The 23,954-nt window shown below is 56.8% G+C and carries 25 protein-coding genes, 1 tRNA gene and 1 pseudogene; 16 read left to right on the forward strand and 11 right to left on the reverse strand.

The annotated features are described in order from the left end of the window. Positions 1-282: 282 nt before the first annotated feature. Positions 283-1,497: an aldose 1-epimerase family protein gene (locus tag JN756_RS03575; RefSeq protein ID WP_057005660.1), complete on the forward strand. Its 1,215-nt coding sequence runs from the start codon at positions 283-285 to the stop codon at positions 1,495-1,497. A 9-nt stretch (positions 1,498-1,506) separates the two neighbouring features. Here JN756_RS03575 and JN756_RS32315 read toward each other — a convergent pair. Continuing rightward, a pseudogene (locus JN756_RS32315) lies at positions 1,507-1,625 on the reverse strand (magnesium chelatase subunit ChlI family protein); the annotation flags it as partial. Between the two features lie 122 nt (positions 1,626-1,747). On the opposite strand from JN756_RS32315, the gene JN756_RS03580 reads away from it, so the two are divergent. Further along, complete coding sequence (locus JN756_RS03580) at positions 1,748-2,161, forward strand: hypothetical protein (RefSeq protein WP_079442793.1); 414 nt, start codon at positions 1,748-1,750, stop codon at positions 2,159-2,161. Positions 2,162-2,314: 153 nt separating this feature from the next. On the opposite strand, the gene JN756_RS03585 is transcribed toward JN756_RS03580, so the two are convergent. Next, entirely contained in the window at positions 2,315-3,214 is a 900-nt protein-coding gene (locus tag JN756_RS03585) for a LysR family transcriptional regulator (RefSeq protein ID WP_057005666.1), read from the reverse strand. A 92-nt stretch (positions 3,215-3,306) separates the two neighbouring features. On the opposite strand from JN756_RS03585, the gene JN756_RS03590 reads away from it, so the two are divergent. Next, positions 3,307-4,317, forward strand: coding sequence for an aldo/keto reductase (locus JN756_RS03590; RefSeq protein ID WP_057005667.1), 1,011 nt, complete (start codon positions 3,307-3,309; stop codon positions 4,315-4,317). Between the two features lie 162 nt (positions 4,318-4,479). Here JN756_RS03590 and JN756_RS03595 read toward each other — a convergent pair whose 3' ends face one another. Together JN756_RS03595 and JN756_RS03600 are read right to left on the reverse strand one after the other, a co-directional pair. Beyond that, positions 4,480-4,947: a DUF1203 domain-containing protein gene (locus JN756_RS03595; protein WP_057005668.1), complete on the reverse strand. Its 468-nt coding sequence runs from the start codon at positions 4,945-4,947 to the stop codon at positions 4,480-4,482. Between the two features lie 218 nt (positions 4,948-5,165). Then, positions 5,166-5,795 carry a LysE family translocator gene (locus tag JN756_RS03600; RefSeq protein WP_108525230.1) on the reverse strand — a complete coding sequence of 210 codons (630 nt, stop codon included), beginning with the start codon at positions 5,793-5,795 and terminating at the stop codon, positions 5,166-5,168. 211 nt (positions 5,796-6,006) lie between these two features. On the opposite strand from JN756_RS03600, the gene JN756_RS03605 reads away from it, so the two are divergent. Continuing rightward, positions 6,007-6,525 (forward strand): hypothetical protein, encoded by a 519-nt coding sequence (locus JN756_RS03605; RefSeq protein ID WP_201021787.1) that lies wholly within the window; start codon positions 6,007-6,009, stop codon positions 6,523-6,525. A gap of 169 nt (positions 6,526-6,694) precedes the next feature. On the opposite strand, the gene JN756_RS03610 is transcribed toward JN756_RS03605, so the two are convergent. Then, complete coding sequence (locus tag JN756_RS03610) at positions 6,695-7,168, reverse strand: hypothetical protein (RefSeq protein ID WP_227778773.1); 474 nt, start codon at positions 7,166-7,168, stop codon at positions 6,695-6,697. Between the two features lie 553 nt (positions 7,169-7,721). Between JN756_RS03610 and sseB the strand changes: the two genes are divergently transcribed. The 3 genes from sseB (at position 7,722) to JN756_RS03625 (ending at position 9,491) form a co-directional block, all read left to right on the forward strand. Beyond that, positions 7,722-8,522, forward strand: a complete 801-nt coding sequence (sseB, locus tag JN756_RS03615) for an enhanced serine sensitivity protein SseB (RefSeq protein ID WP_079442799.1) — start codon at positions 7,722-7,724, stop codon at positions 8,520-8,522. After that, on the forward strand, positions 8,519-9,127 hold the full coding sequence (locus JN756_RS03620) for a hypothetical protein (RefSeq protein ID WP_079442800.1): 609 nt from the start codon (positions 8,519-8,521) through the stop codon (positions 9,125-9,127). Before sseB ends, JN756_RS03620 begins: the two co-directional genes overlap by 4 nt. A 64-nt stretch (positions 9,128-9,191) precedes the next feature. Further along, positions 9,192-9,491 carry a hypothetical protein gene (locus JN756_RS03625; protein WP_079442801.1) on the forward strand — a complete coding sequence of 100 codons (300 nt, stop codon included), beginning with the start codon at positions 9,192-9,194 and terminating at the stop codon, positions 9,489-9,491. A gap of 449 nt (positions 9,492-9,940) precedes the next feature. Here the strand turns inward: JN756_RS03625 and JN756_RS03630 are convergent, their stop codons facing one another. The 4 genes from JN756_RS03630 to JN756_RS03645 form a co-directional block, all read right to left on the reverse strand. Next, the gene (locus JN756_RS03630) at positions 9,941-10,231 is read right to left on the reverse strand and encodes a hypothetical protein (protein WP_079442802.1); all 291 of its coding nucleotides are present in this window, start codon (positions 10,229-10,231) and stop codon (positions 9,941-9,943) included. Next, entirely contained in the window at positions 10,212-12,236 is a 2,025-nt protein-coding gene (locus JN756_RS03635) for a phosphotransferase (RefSeq protein ID WP_102618059.1), read from the reverse strand. The genes JN756_RS03630 and JN756_RS03635 overlap by 20 nt, the downstream gene beginning before the upstream one ends. A gap of 780 nt (positions 12,237-13,016) precedes the next feature. After that, a tRNA-Met gene (locus JN756_RS03640) sits at positions 13,017-13,093 on the reverse strand. 172 nt (positions 13,094-13,265) lie between these two features. Continuing rightward, positions 13,266-13,505, reverse strand: coding sequence for a hypothetical protein (locus JN756_RS03645; RefSeq protein WP_201021788.1), 240 nt, complete (start codon positions 13,503-13,505; stop codon positions 13,266-13,268). 410 nt (positions 13,506-13,915) lie between these two features. On the opposite strand from JN756_RS03645, the gene JN756_RS03650 reads away from it, so the two are divergent. Continuing rightward, positions 13,916-15,112 carry an MFS transporter gene (locus JN756_RS03650; protein WP_046384781.1) on the forward strand — a complete coding sequence of 399 codons (1,197 nt, stop codon included), beginning with the start codon at positions 13,916-13,918 and terminating at the stop codon, positions 15,110-15,112. Positions 15,113-15,162: 50 nt separating this feature from the next. On the opposite strand, the gene JN756_RS03655 is transcribed toward JN756_RS03650, so the two are convergent. Then, positions 15,163-15,714: an RNA polymerase sigma factor gene (locus tag JN756_RS03655; protein WP_026139726.1), complete on the reverse strand. Its 552-nt coding sequence runs from the start codon at positions 15,712-15,714 to the stop codon at positions 15,163-15,165. Further along, complete coding sequence (locus JN756_RS03660; protein ID WP_236255076.1) at positions 15,690-16,199, reverse strand: hypothetical protein; 510 nt, start codon at positions 16,197-16,199, stop codon at positions 15,690-15,692. The genes JN756_RS03655 and JN756_RS03660 overlap by 25 nt, the downstream gene beginning before the upstream one ends. Between JN756_RS03660 and JN756_RS03665 the strand changes: the two genes are divergently transcribed. From JN756_RS03665 to sctR, 8 genes are read left to right on the forward strand one after another with little or no spacing between them, the layout of a single operon-like run. Further along, positions 16,173-17,036, forward strand: coding sequence for a TyeA family type III secretion system gatekeeper subunit (locus tag JN756_RS03665; protein ID WP_231589991.1), 864 nt, complete (start codon positions 16,173-16,175; stop codon positions 17,034-17,036). The two genes, JN756_RS03660 and JN756_RS03665, sit on opposite strands and share 27 nt — an antisense overlap. Further along, a complete protein-coding gene (gene sctV / locus JN756_RS03670; RefSeq protein WP_017844429.1) occupies positions 17,033-19,126 on the forward strand; it encodes a type III secretion system export apparatus subunit SctV in 2,094 nt (697 codons plus the stop codon). The genes JN756_RS03665 and sctV overlap by 4 nt, the downstream gene beginning before the upstream one ends. A gap of 37 nt (positions 19,127-19,163) precedes the next feature. After that, complete coding sequence (locus JN756_RS03675; protein ID WP_128191615.1) at positions 19,164-20,066, forward strand: FHA domain-containing protein; 903 nt, start codon at positions 19,164-19,166, stop codon at positions 20,064-20,066. Then, the gene (locus tag JN756_RS03680; protein ID WP_046384778.1) at positions 20,063-21,421 is read left to right on the forward strand and encodes a FliI/YscN family ATPase; all 1,359 of its coding nucleotides are present in this window, start codon (positions 20,063-20,065) and stop codon (positions 21,419-21,421) included. The genes JN756_RS03675 and JN756_RS03680 overlap by 4 nt, the downstream gene beginning before the upstream one ends. Next, entirely contained in the window at positions 21,408-21,836 is a 429-nt protein-coding gene (gene sctO / locus JN756_RS03685) for a type III secretion system stalk subunit SctO (protein ID WP_201021789.1), read from the forward strand. Before JN756_RS03680 ends, sctO begins: the two co-directional genes overlap by 14 nt. Then, a complete protein-coding gene (locus tag JN756_RS03690) occupies positions 21,833-22,288 on the forward strand; it encodes a type III secretion system HrpP C-terminal domain-containing protein (protein WP_046384776.1) in 456 nt (151 codons plus the stop codon). Before sctO ends, JN756_RS03690 begins: the two co-directional genes overlap by 4 nt. Then, positions 22,285-23,298, forward strand: a complete 1,014-nt coding sequence (locus JN756_RS03695) for a FliM/FliN family flagellar motor switch protein (RefSeq protein ID WP_126588919.1) — start codon at positions 22,285-22,287, stop codon at positions 23,296-23,298. Before JN756_RS03690 ends, JN756_RS03695 begins: the two co-directional genes overlap by 4 nt. Then, positions 23,295-23,948 (forward strand): type III secretion system export apparatus subunit SctR, encoded by a 654-nt coding sequence (gene sctR / locus JN756_RS03700; RefSeq protein WP_046384774.1) that lies wholly within the window; start codon positions 23,295-23,297, stop codon positions 23,946-23,948. Before JN756_RS03695 ends, sctR begins: the two co-directional genes overlap by 4 nt. Positions 23,949-23,954 lie beyond the last annotated feature (6 nt).

The following is a 23,954-nucleotide window of genomic DNA, read 5'->3' on the forward strand; positions in this document are numbered from 1 at the left end:
GATGTGGTGGAATTCTCCGCCAATATTCCTGAATGCCTTTGAATTACCCTGACCGGGTTTATTCGAACGCGAGAATGTTATCCCTCCAACTCTATCGGTCGCTGCAAAATGTCCGCTCCTGGCCGATCGCTGCCTTTCGCGAAGAGCAACTTAGGGTCGATTTTAGCCGGTCACAGAAGGCAGAAATGGGCTATCAGCGACATTACCGTGTCGATCTTTTAGCTTGCTGAAACGTTTCATCACGTTTATAAAAATGGCACAACTCCAAGAAAGGCTGCCGCCATGACCCCGCTCAAACTTTTTGTTGCCATCAGCGCACTGTCCGCTGCCTCCCACGCCATGGCCTGGGATTACGTTCTGCTCGACACTGACAAAGCCGCCCAGAGCTGGCAGATCACCAGTCAGCAACTCGGAATAAAAACCGACAAACCCTTCAGCGTTACCTTGCGCACCTTGCACGGCGGTCGGCAGGAGGGCGTCAGCATCGTCGACATCGATAACGGCACGATGAAACTCTCGGTAGTGCCGACTCGCGGAATGAACGTCTTGCAGGCCTCGGTTGGCAATGTACGCATGGGCTGGGATTCGCCGGTCAAGGAAGTGGTCAATCCGTCTTTCATCGAACTCAATGGCCGCGGTGGTCTGGGCTGGTTGGAAGGTTTCAATGAGCTGGTCACCCGCTGCGGATACGAATGGGTCGGCCACCCCGGCGTCGACAACGGCGAACTGCTGACCCTGCACGGTCGGGCCGCCAACATTCCTGCGAATAAAGTCACGCTGCATATCGATGAAAAACCACCATACGCCATCACCCTGCGCGGCGAGCTGAAAGAGCAGGCGTTCAAGAAGGTCGACTTCTCGGTCGCGACCGAACTGGTCACCGAACCCGGCAGCGTCGTGTTCGCCCTCAACGACACCCTGACCAACAACGGCGACTATCCGAAGGAATACCAGGCGCTGTATCACAGCAACTTCAGCACCCCGTTCCTGGAGCAGGGCGCTCGTTTCGCCGCGCCGGTGAAACAGGTGTCGCCGTTCAACGACAAGGCCAAGGACGATCTCCCCGACTGGCAAACCTACCGCGCACCGACCAGGGACTACGACGAAACGGTGTACAACGTGGTGCCGTATGCCGATGCCAAGGGCGATACGTTGACCGTGTTGCATAACAAGGCCGGCAGCCTGGGCGTTTCGGTCGGCTTCAATACCCAGACACTGCCCGTGTTTTCCCTGTGGAAAAACACCGACACCCAAGGCCAGGGCTATGTCACGGGGCTGGAGCCGGGGACAAGTTTTTCCTACAACCGCCGTTATCAGCGGCCACTGAATCTGGTACCGACAATTGGGCCCAAGGAACACAAGCAGTTCCGCATCAGCTATAGCTTGTTGGCGGATAAGGCGGCGGTGGATAGAGCCTTGAAGCAGGTTAGCGAGATTCAGGATGGGCGGGAGACTGAGGTGCGGCAGACGCCGTTGGTTGATCTTACCAAGGGGTGACACGGGCTGGAGCATTGTCGGCCGATATTGCAGCCCCTCGGCCATGTGTTCGCGTCTGAGCCCGTCGGCTTGTTCAAGGTCCACCAGCAAGCGCGCGACCTTGAGCGGCGATGGGCTGCTCGCAACGATTCGGTCACTGTCTGCGGTTGGCCGATTTCTGCCCGTCACGAACGGCAGAAGTCGGCTAGAAGCGGTCATCGCGACGATGCAGTACGATGCATGCCTACCGGTAGATCATTAGGACTAACCCATGCAATTCCATGGTTTCGTGTTCGGGCATATCGAGGTTGAGATTCACAGCCGTGCCTACGATCTGCATAACTTCTACCAAGCCAGCGCCATCAGTTACGACATCTTGGATCGGTCGGTTGTAGTTAGCTTTACTCGACGGAGTGACTCTTGGGTGCCGACTGAAGAAGCACGCAAGATTACTATCAGCTTCCATGAGGTTGACTACTTTTCAGCGAGTGGGCGGGATGAAAACTCGGCTGACAGTGACGGTAATGTTCTTCATTCGATTGGAGCGGTGGAGTCCAGTGCTGAGACACAAACCTTCTACCTCACAGATAATATCCAACCAAATCATCACCTTGTCATGCGCTTCGAGTCTGGTCTGACATTACGAGTACAGGCCGTTGAAGCACGGTGCGAAATCGTTTTCTGACCGGCGCATAACTAGGGCCCGCAACGACCCATAACTGCCGCTGGCGACAGATAGAAATCGGCCAGAAGCTGCCTCTCTATAGCAAATGATCAGAACACCCTGTTCACAACCCCATGCTTCCAGACGGCGCCCACATGAACTGCCTTCGGTTTTTCATGGGTGCTGCGTTTCACGCACAAATTCGATCAGCGCCTGTAGCGCTGGCGGTACGTGACGCCGGCTGGAGTAATAGATAAAAAACCTGCTTGGCAGGGCTTTCCAATCTTCAAGAATTTCCTCCAGTTGCCCCTGAGCCATGTAGTCCCTGGCCATCTCCTCATACACATACGCGATCCCGGCACCGTCCTTCGCGGCTTGGATCATCAAGGTGTCATCTTCCAGTATCAACGGTCCTGCCACGGCCAGGCGCATGGGCTGGCCCTCGGCACGATATTCCCACTTGTACAGTTTGCCGCTTGGGAAGCGTCTGCCAATGCAGGCGTGTTCAAGCAGCCTTTGTGGCGTGTCCGGTGTCCCGTGCCTCCTGAGGTAACCGGGGGCAGCAACGGTGACAAATCCCTGCGGTGAGCCCACCGGGACGGCGATCATGTCACCGGCAAGGCTTTCGCCGAAGCGCACGCCTGCATCGAAGCCTTTGTCGATGATGTCGCTCAATCTATCGTCAGCCACCAGCTCCACGTTGACACGTGGGTAGGCGGCAGTGAATGGCGCCAACAGTGGCGCAATGACGAGGTGGGCTGCGGGTCGCGATACGTTCAATCGCAGCGTACCGGTGGGAACTTCTTGTTTGAAGGTCAGTTCATGCAGCCCTTTGGCGATCTCCGCCAACGCTGGAACCAGCGTAGCGAGCAGTTGATTGCCTGCTTCGGTGGGCGTCACGCTGCGAGTGGTACGGTTGAGCAGCCTGACCCCCAACCTGCCTTCCAAGGCACGCATGGCGTGACTCAGGGCCGATGCAGACACCCCTCGCTCGTCGGCCGCTTTGCGAAAGCTGTGATGGCGAGCCACTGCGGCGAAGGCGTCGAGTTCGGAAAGATCGCATGGGGTTTTCATGAATAGGGTTCAGTAGTTCAAACACGATTGGCTATCTTATCGTCGGTAACCTCCCCATGGATACTTTGCGCATCAATCGATGTGAGGTGTTTATGCAAAAGAATCGACTGGGTACGTCCGAGTTGTTGATTTCGCCAATTGGCATGGGCACTTGGGCCATTGCGGGGCAAGGGTGGGAGTTCAGCTGGGGGGCACAAGATGACCGAGATAGCCTGGCGGCATTGGAGTACGCGGTCGAGCGCGGCGTCAACTGGATCGACACAGCGGGGGTCTATGGACTCGGCCATGCCGAACGGTTGACGGGGCAATTGCTGCGTCAGGTGCCGGCTTCGCGTCGTCCATTGGTATTCACCAAAGGCAGTCTGGTGTGGGATCCCCAGACCCGTGAGATTTCTCATTCGCTCGCCCCCCAGTCACTGATGAAAGAGATCGAGGACAGCCTGCGTCGCTTGCAGGTCGATGTCATCGACCTCTATCAGATTCACTGGCCAGCGTTCCCGGCAGATGGGACCAGCGAAGGCATCGAGGAGGCGTTGGCGACTCTGGCCCAAGCCAAGGCGCAGGGCAAGATAAGGGCAATTGGCGTGTCAAACTTCGATGTTCCCCAGCTTGAGCGAGCCCGCTCGGTCACCGATATCGCCTCCCTTCAACCGCCGTATTCAGCTTTGATGCGTGATATCGAGGACCATATTCTGCCTTATTGCGCAACGGCGCAGGTCGGCGTGATTGCCTACTCGACTTTACAATCTGGCCTACTAACGGGAAGCATGACCCGCGAGCGGATTGCACAGCTGCCCGACGACGACTGGCGAAAATCGCGCAGCGCCGATTTCCAGGAACCTCGCCTCAGCAAGAATCTCGCTTTGGTAGAAGTGATGGCAAACATTGGTGCCAGGCATGGGGTCAGTGCGGCGGCCATCGCTATCGCTTGGGTGCTGCGTGATTCGGCAGTCTCCGGCGCGATAGTAGGCGCACGCCGGCCTGAACAGGTGAATGGATTGATCGATGCCATCAGCGTTCGTCTTGGCCAGGCTGAAATAGAAGAAATAAGCCACTATTTACCTGAAGGTATGGGTACGAACGTACCCAGCAGTGTGGCCTGAGCAAGCTGATGTCTGCCCGTTGATGTTCAGTGGCGTGTGATCTCTGGAGTCAGCGAGTGACTCTTGGAGATCATTCGGGTTGATAGCCCGCTATCGGCCAATACCGGCCAGTCGGTTACCGGCAGAGTCGACAGAAGGACGAGCCACCAAGACCTGTGTTGACTACGCCCGATCTATTCGCCCGGAGTAGCAACCCTGCTTGGCATTGTGAACGTGAATGTAACTAACCTCTGGATTGGCAAACATCCGGGTGACTACAGGTTCTATTGCTATTCCATCCGCTACGTCGGCGTCGAGCATCATCCCATCATCAGTGAAAGCGCGAAGTGATAGCAGGCGTATTCGCATAGACTCAGGTACCTGATCGACTGCGTCATAAGCTTGCGTGGCCCACTCCCGTATGAAGATCGCGTGTGAGGCGCGGTATGGCGTTTTGGCTGGCTGACAGACATGGTTGAGTAAAAGCACGCTCTGACCTAGCTCCGCATCTTTCATTTCGATACGGTCAGGAAACCCTGGGTTGCTGTCGACGATATAACGCTTCATCCCAAGAGATGCCAGCTCTTGGTCGGGCAATCCAAACAGTGACTGGAATGGCTCGGGGGAAAGGCCAGTTATACGGAACGCCATGGTCGAACTCCTATTGGTTTGGAGTCCTATCAGACTGGAAGTCGTACAGTACTTACTATCCGATTCTTGCTGCTTTATTCAAGCTGCCGCGACCGGCTGCTTCGGGCCGATTTCTGATTTTTGGCAGCGCTAGCGACCGGTCAAAACCTGACATCGGATCGATGTGCGCGGGCCTGGCGCGATGTTGAAACATGTGACGTCGGACGGACTTGGGGTCTTTAAACCGGTCGGTTTAGAAAGACCAAGCGTGCTGCCAGAGCAGCCATTACCGCAGCGAAGCCATAAGCGCCTAGGCGTTTGGAGATCAAGCCTTTGCGCAGGCGCGCATGAAGCCGTCCGGCGCAAAATCCGAGCAGGGAATGAAACACCAAAGCGATCAGCGCAAGCAGCACACCCAAGAACATCAATTGCAACGTGACGCTGCTGCTGCCTACGGTGACGAATTGCGGTAGGAATACCATGAAGAACAACAGCGCTTTTGGGTTTAACAGGCTATTGAGCGTGGCTCGGGTAAAGATTTTCCGCAATGAAGCCTGCGTAGGTTGAGTGTCAGTATCCGAAGGGGGAGCCTTCAATGCTTGCCAAGCCAGCCACATCAGATAGCAAGCACCTGCCCACCGCAGCAAGTCGAACGCCGGTGCCCAACTCATCACCAGCGCCCCTAGACCCGCGCTAACCAGGACGGTCATCAGCAAATCGGCCAGGGTTATTCCGAGTGCTGCCGCGAGGCCAGCTCGCCAGCCGTGGGCAACTGCGTGGCTGGTGACGATTGCCATGTTAGGGCCCGGCACAATAAGCAGCAGCAAGGCGGCAACAATGAACAGGTAGAGATTCGTAGCGTCTGGCATCGCGCAATACCTCCTTGGATGAGGAGCCATGCTAACCGGCAATGTTCAGGTAGAAGCAGATACAGCGGGGGGGTATTTGGGCGCTACAGTCTGGTGCACTACGCCCTGAATACTGATTGATACATCACCGAATACATTATCATCAGCCCCCCGTTTGGCAGCCCCAAGCCTCGGAATGGTCAGGGCACCTAATGAAATCAGGGAGAGATGGATGTACCTCAATCAAAAGTCCAGTCGCTGTATCTTGCTGGCGGGCGCGTTGGTAATTAGCGGTTGCACTTCGTTTTTGCAGGGCAAGCAGTATGTCGTTCCCGGCCCCGATGAGCCCTCCGCAACGGTTCGCATCAAGGCTGGAAATGGTGCGAGACTGGATGCCATGACGTTCAGCGACAATGGATGCTATGCGGGTTACACCATCTTGCCCTCTAACGGCGGCTACATCGAATCTCGGGTCGCCGTGAATAAGGAGCTGATCCTGACCTATGCGCAGGTCGCAGGAAGCAGCGTTTGTCAGATACCGTTCTCCTTCACGCCACAGAACGGCGCCAGCTATACCTTAATCCAAGGCTCCTGGAGTAAGCCCAAGTCAGGCATTCTTCCGATCTTCAACCACGACGAACATTTCTGCGGCGTAGGCGTCATCAAGAAAGTCGGCGACCAGGAGAGCATCGAACCCATTCAACAGCTGAAAATCAAGACTGGGTTCGCATGCCTGAAGTTCGTTAAGTAGAGATACCGCACGGCATCCGCTGCGAGTTGGTTGAACCATTTCGAGCGGATACCGCCCTTCCCGGACAACGATACCGATGACCGACTACTGTGCTGAAAGGTCAGCTTTCGGCCAAAAGCTGCCCGTGATGATCGGTAGCTTTCTACGAAAAAGGTCCGATCGAATCAAATCACTTTTTAACCGCTGCATCCCAGCATTCGGGATTAAGCGAGCATACGTTGTATTGCCGATCCATCAACGCCATGCGGTTGAGATGGGCATCAGTGGCGGCGTTCAGTGATTGCTCACTGGTGACCATGTAGCGCGCGGCTCTATCGCTCATGCGTGCACTCCATTGGCGCCGAATCTTTTCATCCAAGGCTTTTGGTGACGTGGCCATGGCTTGAAGTGTACCGTCGTCTACTCGGCTCAACTCGTCGCGGTAGGTTTCGATGTACTGGGTTCGTGCAGCGTCGTGCTGGTGATTTAGGTCGTACTGGAGCGCTTCCAAGTTTTGCTTGTAGAGGGTCCAGTAACCGTCAGGTAGCACGCCACCGTCTTTCTTTCGTAGCGCGGCAATACGCCCATCGTTGTCGTTATTGGCTCTGAGTACCGGCTTGAGCGACGAAATGATAACGGGGTCATTGCTGATAATTTGGTTCATCAACACAGTGCGTAAACTAGTCTGAGGCAGACTCTGGCCCAGGGGCTCCACGTGGATCGGCTCCGCAGGTTTCAGGGGAACAGGTTGGCTCACGCAACCTGTAACCAACAAGGCCAAAAAGAGGATCGACGAGAGAGGATGACGTAAAAACATAAGCTACCCATGAGCATGGCTGGTTAGAAAATCGAGCATAACACCCGCCAACCGATAGTGTCATTTTGACATCCCTTGAGCCCTGTCAACACTTCCTGTTACCGGAGTGCGAGCCCGACTCCACTTATACTGCCTGCCGCCGCAAAGTCAGGATGTCAGCTCGGGTCGGCTTCTGCCCGTCATGATAGACGTCTGTCGGCCAGAAGCTGCCCTTGGAGGCGAACTGCATTTGGCTCTTCATCCACCACTGATATGGAGGAACTATCCTTGGAAAACCGTTCAGGGTGACTCTCCGTATGCTCCAGATTTATTAGCCTGCTGTTCTTCCTGTTTTCACCGTCGCGTGAAAAACTGCGCGCTCTTTGCCGCTCACTTTTTGTCTGTTTTGATGGAACTGCCGATGGACATCATGGATACCAAGCAAGAAAACACCCTTGAAAAATCACTCAGGCTGGCAGCGGATGAACCGGCCCATCGACCTGACTTTTTCAAGACGCTGTTGAATTCCACTATCTACGTCCTTGGCACTGCCGGCACTGGCGAAGGGCAAGTCAACCTCGATGCTGGTAGCAACATCAGCATCGCGCATTGGCAAAAGCCTGACGGCTCCGCTGTCATCCCGTTTTTTTCTTCGTTGCAAACACTACAAATTTCCATAGATAGCGAAGAGTCCTACGTAGAGATCCCGGCCAGATCGCTGTTTGAAATCACACTGGGTACCCCTCTTTTCCTCAATCCAAAGTCTCCTTACGGGAAAGAGTTTTTCCCGGAGGAAGTGCGCCATCTGCTCTCCGACGAGATCGGCCAAAAGCCGATGCAGCGCACGGTCGAAAAAGACACCAAAGTGCTGCTCGGACAGCCGTCGCAATATCCGTCGAAGATGGTCAACTCGCTCACACAATTACTCGCCAAACATCGCAACGTAAAACGTGCATTTCTGGCATTGATGCATGACGCATCGTCTGATCAAAAGCCTCATCTGATCATTGGTATCGAAGCGGACGGAGATATTGAACTGGTCATGCGCGAAGCCGGTAACGTTGCCGGGGATACAGCTCCGGATGGCGACCCCGTTGACCTCTATCGCGTTCACGAAGGGGAATCAGGCCTTAACGATTACTTCCTCAAACAAACCACACCCTTCTATGAACGAAAGTCGGCAGGCTGGCTGCGTTCATTGTTCGGCTTGGGCAAAGCGTGACAGAGATCAACGCCGTGCTAACCGCCGAGCAGGCCTGCGAAATCGTGCTTGGCCTGTTTGACGGCGTCATGAGAGATGGCAAACCTGAGCGTTTTGTCATTCAGTCATGTGAGCTTTCCGCCAACGGTGATTACTGGGTTATTCGCAGCAACAGTGAGGATTACGTCGTCCACGGAATGACGGAGTTCTGCTACGTCGGTGTTAACGCGCACTTGATCAACGTCATGACGGGCGAGCGTGAGACAGTCGTCAGTTGCATGAGTGTCGATGAGTATCTGCAAGACAAATACGATCTGGAGGCAGTGTCGGGCAACCAGTATGTACTGACCCCGGCAATTGACCGAGGCGACAAACCGGCGCTGGTCAATTTGCGTCGAAAACTGCAGTGCACCTATCCGCAAACCCTTGCGTTGCTGACGGGCAAACAACGACTTTGGCTCACAGGTAAACGCAGGCTTCTTGAAGACGCGCAGCGACTGCTTCTCGAACAAGGCATAACCACCCAAATCGAGTTAGTGCTTGATGCCGGCGAAGCAGTCGCCATCGGCGTCGAAACCTGGCACATCGAAGCGGTGTTGAGGGCTGTGCGCGAGAGGTTGTGCTGAGCCGACGCCAAGGAGCAGTCATATAAAATGCAGTAACCCACCATCAATAGATACGGCCGACGCCATGCCCCAGCACACAAATCACCTATTTGCTTATGTAAGGAAAATCAGCAATTTCCGACCTGACGTTACCGCTATCGTGCTTTTCGGCCTGAAGGCCGAAGACGATGACCTGGTGTATCTGGAGATACGCTTTAAGGACTACGGAGAACTCCAAATTGAAGGCGACCACTTGATGCTTGGATTGGATGAGGCACTGGAAAGCGCCGAGTTCGAGTACGGTATTTTGCCAAATGATTGGCGAGTAATGAGCGAGGCGGAAACTCAGCGAATCCCATTCTTTGTCGGTGGAACATGCGTTTAGTGAGTTGACTGCTTTGGGTCGATGTCGGTCAATCATAACCGGCACAAATCGGCCAGAAGCGGACGACAACCTCATAAATAAACAAGGTAATCCCCCGGCTAGGCCGGTGCACTTCTTGAGATTTGATCGTGTGATGCTGTCATCGGGAACCTTCTGTCTCTACTAAGAGATAGGGTAAACCCAATCGAGCCTTGCTCACACGAAGTGGGACAATAAGTGTCACGTCGTCTTCATTCCGAAGAGGCGCAATAAGGCGAGTTGGCGAGGCAACGGGAATGGTCAAGATATAGGCGGAGAACTGAAATAAGTCCTAAATATGGAGCTTGTTTTTATAGCCAGAAGATACAAATCTTTAATTTTTACTTCAATGCCTCTGTTGGAATGGCGGCGCATCGCGCCGCGCTTTGTAACAAACCAGCTAACTTTGCAACAAGACAAATGTAGTGCCGTCAAGCCTTGTATTTTTCGTACTCTTCTAGATATAGCCGATCGGACTCGTCGCGAAATTGATTTCGCCTCCGATGCAAATCCATTAACTTGCTGCTAATGCTTCTGTAAATTATCTGGTGAGCTTGGTTTTTTAGATATTCTTCATTGTACTCATCAATTTCAAAATCGTCGGTAAGAGCTAGGTTGACGAGTGCTAATAAGACAGCTTTATCAATTTTATCAATGGTTTCGTAATTTCCTTCGATGTCTCGATAGTATCCTTGGCTTTTTTCAATTTTTAATATTTTCATATCCTGTCTTCCTTTCCATGTAGGCGGATTCGCCTGCTTCCAGAGAGTCCATGGTGACTTTAAAATTATTAATTTTTTTACCGTCGGTTGAGATTAATTCTCTGCTTGAAGGATGTCCAGAATATCTTCTGTATGTTATCTTTTCTTCTTCAAGTTCTTTGGCAGTATAAATTATGTAGTCGGCTTTGATGGACGCGCCTACGACGCTATTGTGCGTTACAATAACTACTGGCATGCTTTTGGATATTTCTTTGAGCATTTGATTGACTTCACTCTTTAGGAAGAGATTGTCAAATGAAGACTCTGGCTCGTCTATAAGCAGATAGTCAAAGTTTTGAGCATCCTTGATTTCTTGCAATAGTCTAAATTCAGAACGCTCTCCGCCAGAAACCTTGAAGCCATCCTTGTTCAAAATTTCATACTCAATGCATGCAAAGTATTTATAAAATTCTGAAGGAGTGAATGCTTCGTTTGCTTTCAGGCTGGAAAGGTATTTGGCCGGATGTGCGTAATCTCTGAATGCATCACTAAAAGCAACCTTTTGGCCGCTAACATTTTTGATTTCACCTGCACCTTGAAACGCACGTTGTTTACAGACGATCTTAAACCCTTGAAAGCTTTCTTGGTATATTGTTTTCTCTTCCTGAAGCAGCTTGGTGATTTCGTTAAACTTCAGAAGTTTCTTGTGCTCGAACATGACTCGATAAAGGTCAACATCTTTGATCTGAGTTGCTGAGGTCTTTAGTTGGAGCTTGCTTTTAACCTCGCGAACAATGTCATTTACCAAGCTTTTCTTTTTTCTCTCGTAGGCTTTGGACCACAAGATGACTATTAATTCGCAGGCGAGTGCCTTTAGGGCGCTTGTATCGATATACTTGTCTATGACGTCTCTAAATTCAATATTTTCTATCAGCTGCCTTACTGAGCCGACAAGTTCGGTGAGCGATGCGTGCTCATCTAAGTCGAATAAGGTTTCATTGAATAATGAAGCCCTGGAAAATGAATCAAATTTCTGTGCCTCTTCAGCCGACTTCATTAGAGTATCTAAGTAATCTGCGACTCGTCGTTTATTGGCTTCAGTGTCGATACTCAATACATCGTCTAATACGGTTTTGAAGGGAGCTAGGTGCTTGTCTGAAAAAATACTTTTCTTGCGCGTTACATCTGCATTGAATTCTTTTTCGTAGTTGGCATCGTCTCTTTGTACAAGAGAGAATTGAGGGATGTATTTTACATTTTCGCAGCTATTGTTTATCTGGGTTAAGGTTTCGGTTTTTCCCGAAGATCTAGCGCCAAGAATTACATTTAGGCCAGTTGAGAGGCATTGCCCATCCTCAAATACTTGGAAAATTGAATTTCCATCAAGCTCGGAAAGAGACACTTTGTTCCTGTCGCGCAAGGCAAACTTCAACGACTTTAATGATGTATCTCCGCAATCTATGTAAGTCTGCCTTGTTGGAAATTTAGTCATCCCCACGTAAAATCGCATGTCGCTGAAGATTACTGGTGTAAGTTCGGTCTCATCTTTTGACATGCGAACAAATTTTTTAGGACTGTCGACCTCACCTGCAGAAATAACATCCTTAAGTCTTTTAATAGTTTCTGCGTGAAGGCTTGGCTTCTTTTCGTAATGGGGGATTAGCAAATAATTGTTAAGATCACCAAAAATTCGCATCAAATCATCGACATTGATTGAGTCGCCGATTGCTACCACTTTCTTAGCTACTTCATTCGCCTTAAGTTGAAAGCCTTCAAGGTCATGGTTTTCTGAAATTAGAAGGAGGTGCCCGGCGTCTAAGTTTATCTCAATGCCGGGAAAGACAACGCAGTTTAGTGCCTCACAAATTTCATTAAACTGAGCAAGGTCAAAAATGTCATGATTCGTTATGGCGATAGCATCTAACTCTGCTAGCTCAACATATTCTTTAAGTTTCTCTAGTGAGAATTCGAAGTGTGAGTCGCTGATTGTGGAGATGGTATGCATATGGAGGTCAATTTTCTTCAATCTTCGCTCCTTAAATACAAAAAAATAAGCCAGCTTGGTTGAAATGCCTCAACCATCTAAAATTGAGGCACTTAATTCGATTGATTAAATAGCCTTGCAGCAAGTTTTGTTTTTTTTGGCAAAAAGCCACTACCTAGAAGCTAGGTGGGTGAGTGCTGGTTGTCTAGTAAAATTTTGAAAAAACGAATAATGCGTGAAGGGTGCGAATTCACTTTTGCCATGGATAAGGTGATTGGATGAAGCCAGATCTAAGTGACAGGCCTTCGAGAGTTCATTGCAAGGCTAGGAATATCGTTACCTGGGGAGGGGCGATGCTCGTCGGGGCAGGAATAACCGTCGGTGGCTACATCACGTAGCTGAGCAGATGGAGTCAAATCAATGCGTCGATGCCCGGACGGCTAAGCTCGATACCGAGGCGCTGCGTAAACACGACGAGCAGGTGCGACTAGGCAGTTTGCTAACCGTTCGAGCGTCGATGTCGAAACAGCGATAAGGGCACAGATTTATTTAATGTGTTCGCAAAGTCCGCTTCTGGCCGATTTCTGCCGGTCATGCCCACGAGTCGTGCTGGTCAAATCCGATGCAAATGACTGGTCCGGTCGAATGCAAATGGGTGGGCAAGTCCGTGCAATTACCCAACTCAGCAATGATCGCAGTTATTTTTGCAGCATGGCCGGATAGGCATAGACAGAGCTGAACAGCCAGAAACAAGAAAGCCCGCACGAGGCGGGCTTCTTGAGGTGATTCATAGACTGCTGTAGACGTCTATGGATCGGTACTTGGTGGCTACACAGGGACTTGAACCCCGGACCCCAGCATTATGAATGCTATGCTCTAACCAACTGAGCTATGTAGCCAAGTGGCGCGCATTATTCGCGGAGAACGACAAAGCGTCAAGCGTTTTTATTGAATTTTTATCTACGCTTTCAATTGTTTAACGAAAAGCCCTGGCTGGGCCGACGGGTGGCAGGGGGATTTGCAGGTCTTTATGGCACGCCCCGGTCTCCCACATTTGATCGGCGTTGGCTGTCAGGACGTGCGGGGCATGCAGTCGATGGAGCGGTCGATCACGGTCTTGGCCATTTCCAGCAGGTGCCACACGGCGTGGATCTTGGCGCGGTCGTGGGGGGGCAGGTGGTCGCAGCAGTCCAGCACGGTGGCCGAGGCGCTGTGGATCAGGTGGGCGATGTAGAGCTGGGCGTCTTCGAAGCTGAGGTGTTCGTTGACGGCGAGGCAGTCGCTAGGCGGATCGGGGAGTGCTTTGGTCATGGTGTAGCTCCTATTGAACGAGAGAGCGACCCCCCACGCTGCTAAACGAGGGGTGGTAGCTGTACGCGGGTTAGCAGACCGGTCAATAGGAAAACCAGCGCACCCGAAGGCGCCCCACGCACAGCCACCATAAGCGGTGACATGAACCATGCGTCTATTGAAACGGGCTGCTAAACCCGATCACTGATTCCAGTGACGGATCGAAGACTAGCCAGCGGTTTCCACAGGCACAAGGCGCCGGGGATTGTCTAGGAAACATCCTTCAAATTAAAGCGATCCACCCTGCTGGCCTTTTACAAAGCGTGACCGCTACAGTCGTTAGCTCCCTAACGGGATAGCCTTGCCATGGGCAAAAGTGGCACATTGTCGCACCTGCACCTGTGCATTCCCCCGCTGTACGGAACCCTCTTATGGCTCTTAGCAATTCCCCCGCCGCCGGGCAGACCAGCCCGCTGGTCATGCGGATCATCGGCGCGGTGGCGCTGGCGCATTTGATCAATGACTTGATCCAGTCGGTGCTGCCCTCGATCTACCCGATGCTCAAGGCCAGCTATGGCCTGACGTTCACCCAGGTCGGGCTGATTACCCTGACGTTTCAGCTCACCGCCTCGCTGTTGCAGCCGTGGGTGGGTTATTACACCGATCGGCATCCCCAGCCGTTTCTGTTGCCGTGCGGGATGGTCTGCACCCTCGTGGGGATTGTGATGATGTCCCAGGTCGGCAGCTTCCCGCTGATTTTGCTGGCGGCGGCGTTGATCGGGATCGGTTCGTCGACCTTTCACCCCGAGGCGTCCCGCGTGGCGCGGCTGGCGTCGGGTGGGCGCTATGGCCTGGCGCAGTCGACGTTCCAGGTCGGCGGCAACGCGGGCTCGGCGTTCGGCCCGTTGTTGGCGGCGGCGATCATCATTCCGTTCGGCCAGGGCAATGTGGCCTGGTTCGGCCTGTTCGCGGTTTTTGCGTTGGTGCTGCTGTATGCGATCAGCCGCTGGTATCGCACGCACTTGAACCTGTTCAAGCTCAAGGCCGGTCAGGCGGCGACGCATGGCTTGTCGAAACGGCGCGTGATGGCGGCGCTGGTGGTGCTCGGGCTGCTGGTGTTTTCCAAGTATTTCTACATGGCGAGCATCACCAGTTACTTCACGTTTTACCTGATCGAGAAGTTCGACCTGTCGGTGGCCAGCTCGCAGCTGCACCTGTTTCTGTTCCTCGGCGCGGTGGCGGCGGGCACGTTCTTTGGCGGGCCGATTGGCGACCGCATCGGGCGCAAGGCGGTGATCTGGTTTTCGATCCTCGGCGCGGCGCCGTTCACGTTGTTGATGCCCCATGTGGACCTGTTCTGGACCAGCGTGCTCAGCGTGATCATCGGCTTTGTACTGGCCTCGGCGTTCTCGGCGATTGTGGTGTACGCGCAGGAGTTGGTGCCGGGCAATGTGGGGATGATCGCCGGGGTGTTCTTCGGGCTGATGTTCGGGTTTGGCGGGATCGGGGCGGCGCTGCTGGGGCACCTGGCGGACAGTCACGGCATCGAGTACGTGTATCGCTTATGCGCGTTCTTGCCGTTGTTCGGGCTGCTGGCGATCTTGCTGCCGCGCACGAAAAAGGTCTGATACGGTTGGGCAGATATCCCTCTCGCCCAACGGTTGCCAGCTAGGCTGGACTACGGTTGCAACGGGTTGCGGGTGGCGCGCTTGAGGTGTTCGCGGGCCCGGGACAGGCGTGAACGCACGGTGCCGATGGGGATGTCCAGGGCGTCGGCGGTGTCCTGATAGCTGCCGTCGGTTTCCAGCGAGGCGTACAGGGTTTTGCGCATCTCGGTGGGCAGGTCCTTGATGGCGACCAGGGTTTTTTCCAGGCGACGGTTGACCTCGAACTCCCAATCCAGGTTCTGGCTGTCTTCCTGGCCGTGCCACAGCGCTTCATCGAATTCGCAATGCACCGGTTTGGCGTACATGCGCCGGAAGTGGTTGCGGATCAGGTTCTGCGCAATGCCGCACATCCACGTGCTAAGGGTTGCCTGGCCGCTGAAACGCTCCCTGCTGCGCCAGGCCTCCAGGTACGTCAACTGCAGAATATCGTCCGCATCTTCCGGGTTGAGTACGCGCTTGTGGATGAAGCGCCGGAGTTTTTTTTGCTGGTCGTCCGTCAGGTGGAGCATGAATTGAGGCGAGTCGCCAACAAAGTGAGCTAAAGCACCAATAGGGATATCCATGATTTTTTCCTCAGGGTGGGCGCGATCGAAATGGTTTCGATGGGAACCCCTTTAGCACCGGCTGTGCCAAACAGAAAAAAATCGCAACTGGTTGATTTATATAAATAAATATTTTTTGTTCTGAGGGTTTTGTGCGGTTTCTTGCAAAAGCCCAGGCGGGTTTGTGCCGGTAATTTCAAAACACTGCAGAGGGGAAATTTGTTGGAACCGTAAAGCCAGCGTTTGCCACATAGGGACACAATCTCTTTGTCCTGGCCTGCCCCATGAAAGTCGAATCGATCAACGATGTGCAACCGCTCCAACGCGTGGACCCACCCCGCGTCAGCCCTGAAAAAACAGCGGCCGCAGCGACGGGCTTCGATGAGGTTGCGCAGGTTTTCAACCAGGAAGTCGCGCTCAACAATCAAGCGTTGAACCGGCGCTCGATGGGCCTGGCCGTGCCTGCCGTCGAGCAGCTCGTGCGGCTCTATGATCAGCTTGGCCATCCGGCCCAGGAGACCATCGCGTCCATGGCGCGCCGGGTGCGTTCGCAACTGGCGCACAACGTCAGCGCGGACAAGTGGCTGGCGCTGACCGGCGGCGACCCGGCGCGGGCGTTCGTGGTGCTCAAGTATGTGGCCGCGCAAGCCGAAGCCCGCGCCGCCGACGTGGCCTTGGCGCAAGAGGCGATCGATCGGTTGCAGGTGCGCTACAGGGGCGAGATCCAGGCCGGCCTGAACATTGCCGCCGTGCTGGAGCAGGCCGCCGGCGACCCGCAAGAGCGTCAGGCCGTGCGTGGGCTGTATTACGCCAGTGTGGTCACGCGCCAATCCCTGACTTCGATGATGCAATCGTTGTTGGGGCTGTTCGGCGGGGACCGCTTCGCAGACGGCCTCAACGTGATGCGCCGGGCCCTGGCCGATGACATCGCCGCCCACTCGCCTTCGGTGCCCACGGCGCAGTTGCGCACGCTGCTGTTGGGGTTGCAAAGCTGCGCTCAGTTGGGCGGGGCGTTAGCCAATTGCCAGGCATTGCTGCAGCGCCTGAGCACCGATCAGGACTCGGTGAGTCTGTTGCAGCGCCTGTTGGGGTATACCGCCACGGGTGTCGATTCGGGCGAGGTATTGCGCCTGGCCGAAGACCTCGGTGGCGAGCTGGCGAGCGGCCAACTGGTGTCCCTCAACGCCCTGTACCCGGTGATCCAGCGCCTGCCGCAGACCTTGTGGCGTGACAACCGGGGGCGCCAGGAGGCGCTGCACAAATTCTTGTTGGTGATGGACGAGTTCGCGCGCGTGGAGCGGGGCAGCCCCCGCATTGCCGGCGAGTCGAGGGGGAACGCATGACGGTGCTGGCGACCATCAACGCTGCGTTGCTCAAGGTGGCGCGGCGTGCCGAAGTCTTGGGCGCGGTGGTGGTCATGGCCATTGTGTTCATCTTCATCGTGCCGTTGCCGACCTGGCTGGTGGATATTCTGATCGCGCTGAATATCTGTATTTCCTGCCTGTTGATCGTGCTGGCGCTGTACCTGCCCGGGCCGTTGGCGTTCTCTTCCTTTCCTTCGATTCTGCTGTTGACCACCATGTTTCGCCTGGCGCTGTCGATTGCCACCACGCGCTTGATCCTGTTGGAGCAGGACGCGGGCGATATCGTGGAAGCGTTCGGCAACTTCGTGGTGGGCGGCAACCTGGCGGTGGGGCTGGTGATTTTCATGATCCTCACGCTCGTCAACTTCCTGGTGATTACCAAGGGCTCGGAGCGGGTGGCCGAAGTGGCGGCGCGCTTCAGCCTCGACGCGATGCCGGGCAAGCAGATGTCCATCGACAGCGATCTGCGCGCCGGCTTGATCGACGGCGGCCAGGCCCGCGACAAGCGTGAACAACTGGGCCGCGAGAGCCAGTTGTTCGGCGCAATGGACGGCGCCATGAAGTTCGTCAAGGGCGATGCGATTGCCGGGCTGGTCATCGTGGTGATCAACCTGTTGGGCGGGTTTTCCACCGGCATGTTCCAGCACGGCATGAGCGCCGGCGATTCGATGGCGCTGTATTCGGTGCTGACCATCGGTGACGGCCTGATTGCGCAGATCCCTGCGCTGCTGATCTCCCTGACCGCCGGCATGATCATCACCCGTGCGGCGCCGGATGGGCGCAAGGGTGCCAATAACATGGGCGCGGAAATTGCCCGGCAGATGACCAGCGAGCCCAAGAGCTGGATGATCGCGTCGGTGGGCATGCTGGCTTTCGCCGCCTTGCCCGGCATGCCGACCGTGGTGTTCATCCTCATTTCGCTGATGACCGGCGCCCTCGGTTACTACCTGATGCGCCAACGCCAACGCGAGGAACAGCCCGAAGCCGAAGCCACCGAGGCGGTGCGCCCCGAGGACAACGGCGACGAGGATTTGCGTGGGTTCGACCCGTCGCGGCCCTACCTGTTGCAGTTCTCCCCGGTTCTGCAAGGCTCGCCAGAGGTCACGGAACTGATCCACGGGATCCGCCAGGCGCGCAACGCGATGGTGGCCCATATCGGTCTGACGCTGCCGCCGTTCGAGGTCGAACTCGATGCCTCGCTGGCCGACGATGAGATGCGTTTTTGCGTTCACGAAGTGCCGATGATCAAGGCGTCGGTGGTCACGCTCGTGGCGGTGGAGCGCAAGGCGCTGGCGTCCGAGCCGGCCCACGCGGTGCCGGGGTTGCCCGAGCGCGACGAGCAGGACTGGCTCTGGCTGCCGCCCGACGATCCGCTGCTGGATGACCCGCAGTTGGAACGCTTCAGCGCCACCAGCCTGATCATCGACCGCATGAAGCAGGCCATGATGCTCAGCGGCCCTCAGTTTCTCGGGATTCAGGAGAGCAAGGCGATCCTCGGCTGGCTTGAGCACAACCAGCCGGAGCTGGTGCAGGAGCTGCAACGGATCATGCCGCTGTCGCGCTTCTCGGCGGTGCTGCAGCGCCTCGCGGGCGAAGGCGTGCCGTTGCGTGCCGTGCGCCTGATCGTCGAGTCGCTGATCGAGTACGGCCAGCATGAACGTGAGCCGGACGCCTTGGCGGACTACGCGCGCATCGCCCTTAAATCGCAGATTTTCCACCAGTACAGCGAGGCGGACGGCCTGCATGCCTGGCTGTTGTCGCCGCAGACCGAAAACGTGCTGCGCGAGGCACTGCGCCAGACCCAGACCGGGGTGTTCTTCGCCCTCGATAACGACAGCAGCGCTTCGCTGATCAACCTGCTTAACCAAGCGTTTGCCGTGCGGCCCAAAAGCAAGCGCGTGATGTTGGTCGCCCAGGATCTGCGCAGTCCCTTGCGGACCTTGCTGTTGGAAGAGTTCAGCCATGTGCCGGTGCTGTCGTTTGCTGAGCTGGGAAGTGCATCGAAGGTCAAGGTGCTGGGGCGCTTTGACCTGGGCCAGGACGAACTGATGCGAGGAGCGGCAGCATGAGTGCAACGTACATACCCACGCCAGGGAGGGCTTGCTGATGTTTGAACTGCGCGTGTTGGAGGGTTTGAATCAGGGCGCTGCGTTGCCGTTGTTTGGCGAGCAGTGGAGCCTGGGTTGTCACACGGACGCCGACCTGCTGCTGACCGACGCCGGCGTGGTCGAGCATCATGCGCGGCTGCGGTTGATCGACGGGTTCTGGTCGGTGCAGGCGGAAGCCGGGCTGTTGCAAAGCAGCACCGGGCAGGCGCTGGCACAGATCGCCGACCTGGCGCTCAATACGCCTTTTTCGCTGGGCAGCATTCGCCTGTGCGTCGCCTTGGCCGACCAGCCTTGGCCCCGGGCGGCGGCCGCGCAGGTCACGCCAGCCGCCGAGCCGCGCCAGGAGGCGCCGCCCGCGCTGGTGTTGTCGTCCATCCCGCCGTTTCAGCAGAAGCGCCTGATCAGCCTGGTGCTGGTATGTGCGGTCATCATTGTAGCGGTCGGCATGGCGTCCACCGGCGAGCATGAGGCCCAGGCGTCGTTGATGCCCGTCGAGCCGCAAAAGCCCAACCTCGGTTCGCCGCTCGAGGTGCGTCAGCAGTTGCTCAAGATGCTCGGCGAGCGCGAGCTGGACCATCGCGTCGGCTTGCAGGTGATCAATGGGCAGATCGCCCTCAATGGCGATGTGTCCCAGGAAGAGGTCGAACTCGTGGCGCGCATGCTCAGCCGCTTTGCTGAACAGTTCGATACCGCCGTGCCGGTGATCAGTCGTGTGCGGGTACGTGACAGCATCCTGCCGTTCAAGATCTTGCAGATCGTCGGCGGGCCGAGCGGTCATGTGGTGTTGGAACACGGCGACCGTTTGTTCGTCGGCGATGAGGTGGATGGCCTGCGGCTGGTGCTGATCGACAACAGCAAGGTGGTGTTCGACGGCGCGCAACGCTATGAGGTGCGCTGGTGAGCGGCACGGTGCAGGAGCGTCTCGACGCGTGGCAATTGATTCAGTCCCAGGGCCTGGCCCGTTTCGCGCCGGTGTCGATGCGCGGGCGTATCCAGCGTGTCAACGGCATGCTGTTGCAGTGCCGGCTGCCCCAGGCGCGTATCGGTGATCTGTGCCAGGTCGAAAAAAAGCCTGGCGATTACATGCTGGCCGAAATCATCGGGTTCGATCAGCAGGATGCGGTGCTCAGTGCCCTGGGCAATCTGGAGGGGGTGCGCGTCGGCGCCGCGGTGGAGCGCCTGGGGGTGCCGCACCGGGTGCGGGTCAGCGACGAGCTGTTGGGCCAGGTGCTGGATGGTTTTGGTCGGCCGATTGCCGGCGAGGGCCCCAGTGCGTTCGTCGAGGCGGATACGCCCGACGCGACCACGGTGTTGTGCGAGGCGCCATTGCCCACGGAGCGCCCGCGCATCAGTCGCGCGTTGGCCACTGGCGTGCGCTCGATCGATGGCTTGCTGACGTTGGGCGAGGGCCAGCGTGTCGGGCTGTTCGCCGGCGCCGGTTGTGGCAAAACCACGTTGTTGGCCGAGATCGCCCGTAATGTGGAATGCGATGTGATTGTGTTCGGCCTGATCGGTGAACGGGGCCGCGAATTGCGCGAGTTCCTCGATCACGAACTGGATGACCAGTTGCGTGCCAAGGCCGTGCTGGTGTGCGCCACGTCCGACCGCTCCAGCATGGAGCGCGCGCGTGCCGCGTTCACGGCGACGGCGCTGGCCGAAGGTTTCCGGCGCAAGGGCAAGCGGGTGTTGTTGCTGATCGACTCGTTGACCCGTTTCGCCAGGGCCCAGCGTGAAATCGGCCTGGCCGCCGGCGAACCGTTGGGCCGCGGTGGTTTGCCGCCGTCGGTGTACAGCTTGTTGCCGCGCTTGGTGGAGCGCGCCGGGTTGACGCGCGAAGGCGTGATCACCGCGATCTACACCGTGCTGATCGAGCAGGACTCGATGAGCGATCCGGTGGCCGATGAAGTTCGCTCGCTGCTTGACGGCCATATCGTGCTGTCTCGCAAGCTGGCCGAGCGGGGCCACTACCCGGCTGTGGACGTGCTGGCCAGCCTTTCGCGAATTTTGAGCAACGTTGCCGAGCCTGGGCACATCCAGTCGGGCACGGCGTTGCGCCGCCTGTTGTCGGCTTACCAGCAGATCGAGTTGATGCTCAAGTTGGGCGAGTACCAGCCCGGCAACGATGCGCTGACCGATCTGGCCGTGGACAGCCGCCAGGCGGTGGATGACTTCCTGCGCCAGGACCTGCGTGAACCCTCGCCCATCGCCTCGACCCTGGATCACCTGATGGAGCTGACTGCCTATGTCCCTTTCTGAAGTATTGCCGAGTGACATCGACACCTTGCGGCGCTTGCGTCGATACCGTGCAGACCGCGCCGAGCGGGCGCTGCGCGAGGCCAAGCGGGCGCATCAAACGCTGGTCGCGCATATCCAGCAGGCCCAGGAGACGCTGGAGCAAACGCGCCATGAAGAGGCCCGGCAATGCGCGCAACTGTTGAGTGAACACCAGGGCCAGGTGGTGACCTTCAAGGCGCTGAAAACCTGGAGCGCCAAGGAGCAGCACTTGTCGGCCGGCACCCGCCGCGAAGAAAGCCAGTTGAAGACCCTGCAAGGGCAACGCGAAGAGCAGGCGGTGCAGGTCGGCAGTGCGCAAAAGCACGTGACCTTGTGTCTGCGTCAGGTGGAAAAAATCCAAGAACTCTCCCATTTACTCGCGCAGGAACCGCTATGAACCACGTTTCAGTCAACCCGTCTGAGCGCCAGTACCCGCTTGAGTTCTGGGGCGACCGTGTGCCGGCAATCGACGCGCTGGCGCCTTGGGAGCAACGGCTGTTTGCCCAGTTGTTGAATGATGACAGCGACGACGCGAGCCAATGGCAGTTCCTGGCCGGAATCAAGGCTTCGGGGGAAACCGCCAGGGTCGATGCGTTGAGCGAGCAATTGGTTTCGCGGATGGACGGCGTGTCGCAGTGGCCGCTGACGGCGGTCTTGTATTTGCCGCACCTGGGGCGGATCGACAGCAGCATCGGCCGAGAGCAGGGCGCCTGGAGGGTCGAGTTGCGCGCCGAGCGAGAGGGCACGACGCGCTGGCTCAGCGGGGTACGGCAACAGTTCGAGCAAAGGCTCGCCGCGAGCCTGGCACGGCCGGTCAGCGTGCATTTGGCACATACGGCGCTGGCATGATGATGCCCTCCCTGGTGTTACCCACGGTCAAGGGCGATGTGGCGGCGGCCCGGCAACGGTTGGGGCGCGGATTGCGCATGTCGTACCAGGTTGGCGAGCTGCGCGGAGAGTTGCGGCTGGAACCCGGGGCGGCCCCCATGGGCGTCCAGCCGCTCTGTTTCGAAACAGCCTGCGGCGTATTGGGGTTCAGTGAGCCGGGGCCGCAATTCAGCTTGCTGGGCGAATGCCCGGTGACGTTGGCGCAGGCGGGCAACGATCCGGACTCCTGGTTCTGGGCCCTGTTTCAACATCATTTGAGTGCCCAGGTGCGGGCGCTGTTGGGGCATCTGCGGCTATTGCCCTCTGCCCGGCCGTTGAACTTCGGTTGCCGGTTGTGCGTGACGCTCGGCGCTTCCCACGTGGTGGGCTATCTGTGGCTGTCGACCGAGAGCTTTCTGGCGTTGTGCGAGGCGGGGCCGTGGCGCCGCATGGCCAGCCCGATGCCGACGCGTTTTCAGTTGGCGCTGCCCGTGACGATCGGGCGCCTGCGCGTGCCCCTCAGCCAATTGCGCGGCCTGCGCGCCGGCGATGTGCTGATGTTCGAGCAGGTGTATTTCCAAGCCCATGGCAACGGCCATGTGCAGGTCGGCAGGCAGCGCCTGTGCGTGTTTATTGATGATGAATCCGGGCCTGTCTGCCTGACCCTTACTTCGATCGAGGAAGCGCCTTTGGAAGAGGATTTCGCAACACCGCCCTATGCAGGGCATGAAGACGACACGCCGGTGGTGGATGTCTTCGGGCATGAACCGTTCGACGAACTGAGCATGGCGCTCAATGTGCGATGCGGCACGCTCAACCTGACCCTCGGCGAGCTGCGCAACCTGGCGCCCGGTGCGGTGCTGGGCATTTCCGGGTATGCGCCGGGCATGGCCGGGTTGTATTACGGCGACCGCCCGCTGGGCGTGGGGCAATTGGTGGAGGTGGACGGTCGCCTGGGGTTGCAGATGTCTCGTGTGATTTTTTCCCGATGAGTTTTCAAGGCGTAGACCCGATTGTCCTGGCCGTGTTCGTGGGGGCCTTGTCGTTGATGCCCATGCTGTTGATCGTCTGCACCGCGTTCTTGAAGATCGTGATTGTGCTGATGATCACCCGCAACGCGATCGGTGTGCAGCAGGTGCCGCCCAGCATGGCCATCAACGGCATCGCATTGGCGGCGACGCTGTTCATCATGGCGCCGGTGGGCTATGAGATCGCGGAGGTCGTCAAGGTATCGCCCCTGGACTTGAGCAACGTGAGCACGCTGCAACAAACCGGGCTTGAGGCGGTGCAGCCGTTGCGGACGTTCATGGTGCGTAACAGTGACCCGGACATCCTCACCCACCTGCTGGAAAACACCGCGCGCATGTGGCCGCCGGCCATGGCGCAGGAGGTCCAGCGCGAAGACCTGATCCTGCTGATCCCGGCGTATGTGTTGTCGCAGTTGCAGGCGGGGTTCGAGATCGGCTTCTTGATCTACATCCCCTTTATCGTGATCGACCTGATTGTCTCCAACCTGCTGCTGGCGCTGGGGATGCAAATGGTCTCGCCCATGACCATTTCCCTGCCGCTCAAATTACTGCTGTTTGTGATGGTGTCCGGCTGGTCGCGGCTGCTGGACAGCCTGTTCCTTTCCTATCTCTGAGCTGCC

This window comes from Pseudomonas sp. Y39-6 (assembly GCF_023651955.1).
Taxonomy (GTDB): Bacteria; Pseudomonadota; Gammaproteobacteria; order Pseudomonadales; family Pseudomonadaceae; genus Aquipseudomonas; species Aquipseudomonas veronii.

Bases quoted from the DNA above. Each gene is read 5' to 3' on its own strand.
- JN756_RS03660 (WP_236255076.1), bottom strand. From the start codon at position 16,199: ATGGCCAAGCTGATCATAGAGCCGCACGAGCTGCTCGACGGCAGGCAC.
- JN756_RS03575 (WP_057005660.1), top strand. From the start codon at position 283: ATGACCCCGCTCAAACTTTTTGTTGCCATCAGCGCACTGTCCGCTGCC.
- JN756_RS03625 (WP_079442801.1), top strand. From the start codon at position 9,192: ATGCCCCAGCACACAAATCACCTATTTGCTTATGTAAGGAAAATCAGC.
- JN756_RS03650 (WP_046384781.1), top strand. From the start codon at position 13,916: ATGGCTCTTAGCAATTCCCCCGCCGCCGGGCAGACCAGCCCGCTGGTC.
- JN756_RS03655 (WP_026139726.1), bottom strand. From the start codon at position 15,714: ATGGATATCCCTATTGGTGCTTTAGCTCACTTTGTTGGCGACTCGCCT.
- JN756_RS03580 (WP_079442793.1), top strand. From the start codon at position 1,748: ATGCAATTCCATGGTTTCGTGTTCGGGCATATCGAGGTTGAGATTCAC.
- JN756_RS03595 (WP_057005668.1), bottom strand. From the start codon at position 4,947: ATGGCGTTCCGTATAACTGGCCTTTCCCCCGAGCCATTCCAGTCACTG.
- JN756_RS03590 (WP_057005667.1), top strand. From the start codon at position 3,307: ATGCAAAAGAATCGACTGGGTACGTCCGAGTTGTTGATTTCGCCAATT.
- sseB (WP_079442799.1), top strand. From the start codon at position 7,722: ATGGACATCATGGATACCAAGCAAGAAAACACCCTTGAAAAATCACTC.
- JN756_RS03630 (WP_079442802.1), bottom strand. From the start codon at position 10,231: ATGAAAATATTAAAAATTGAAAAAAGCCAAGGATACTATCGAGACATC.
- JN756_RS03645 (WP_201021788.1), bottom strand. From the start codon at position 13,505: ATGACCAAAGCACTCCCCGATCCGCCTAGCGACTGCCTCGCCGTCAAC.
- sctO (WP_201021789.1), top strand. From the start codon at position 21,408: ATGTCCCTTTCTGAAGTATTGCCGAGTGACATCGACACCTTGCGGCGC.
- JN756_RS03675 (WP_128191615.1), top strand. From the start codon at position 19,164: ATGTTTGAACTGCGCGTGTTGGAGGGTTTGAATCAGGGCGCTGCGTTG.
- sctR (WP_046384774.1), top strand. From the start codon at position 23,295: ATGAGTTTTCAAGGCGTAGACCCGATTGTCCTGGCCGTGTTCGTGGGG.
- JN756_RS03605 (WP_201021787.1), top strand. From the start codon at position 6,007: ATGTACCTCAATCAAAAGTCCAGTCGCTGTATCTTGCTGGCGGGCGCG.
- sctV (WP_017844429.1), top strand. From the start codon at position 17,033: ATGACGGTGCTGGCGACCATCAACGCTGCGTTGCTCAAGGTGGCGCGG.
- JN756_RS03690 (WP_046384776.1), top strand. From the start codon at position 21,833: ATGAACCACGTTTCAGTCAACCCGTCTGAGCGCCAGTACCCGCTTGAG.
- JN756_RS03600 (WP_108525230.1), bottom strand. From the start codon at position 5,795: ATGCCAGACGCTACGAATCTCTACCTGTTCATTGTTGCCGCCTTGCTG.
- JN756_RS03695 (WP_126588919.1), top strand. From the start codon at position 22,285: ATGATGATGCCCTCCCTGGTGTTACCCACGGTCAAGGGCGATGTGGCG.
- JN756_RS03585 (WP_057005666.1), bottom strand. From the start codon at position 3,214: ATGAAAACCCCATGCGATCTTTCCGAACTCGACGCCTTCGCCGCAGTG.
- JN756_RS03610 (WP_227778773.1), bottom strand. From the start codon at position 7,168: ATGAACCAAATTATCAGCAATGACCCCGTTATCATTTCGTCGCTCAAG.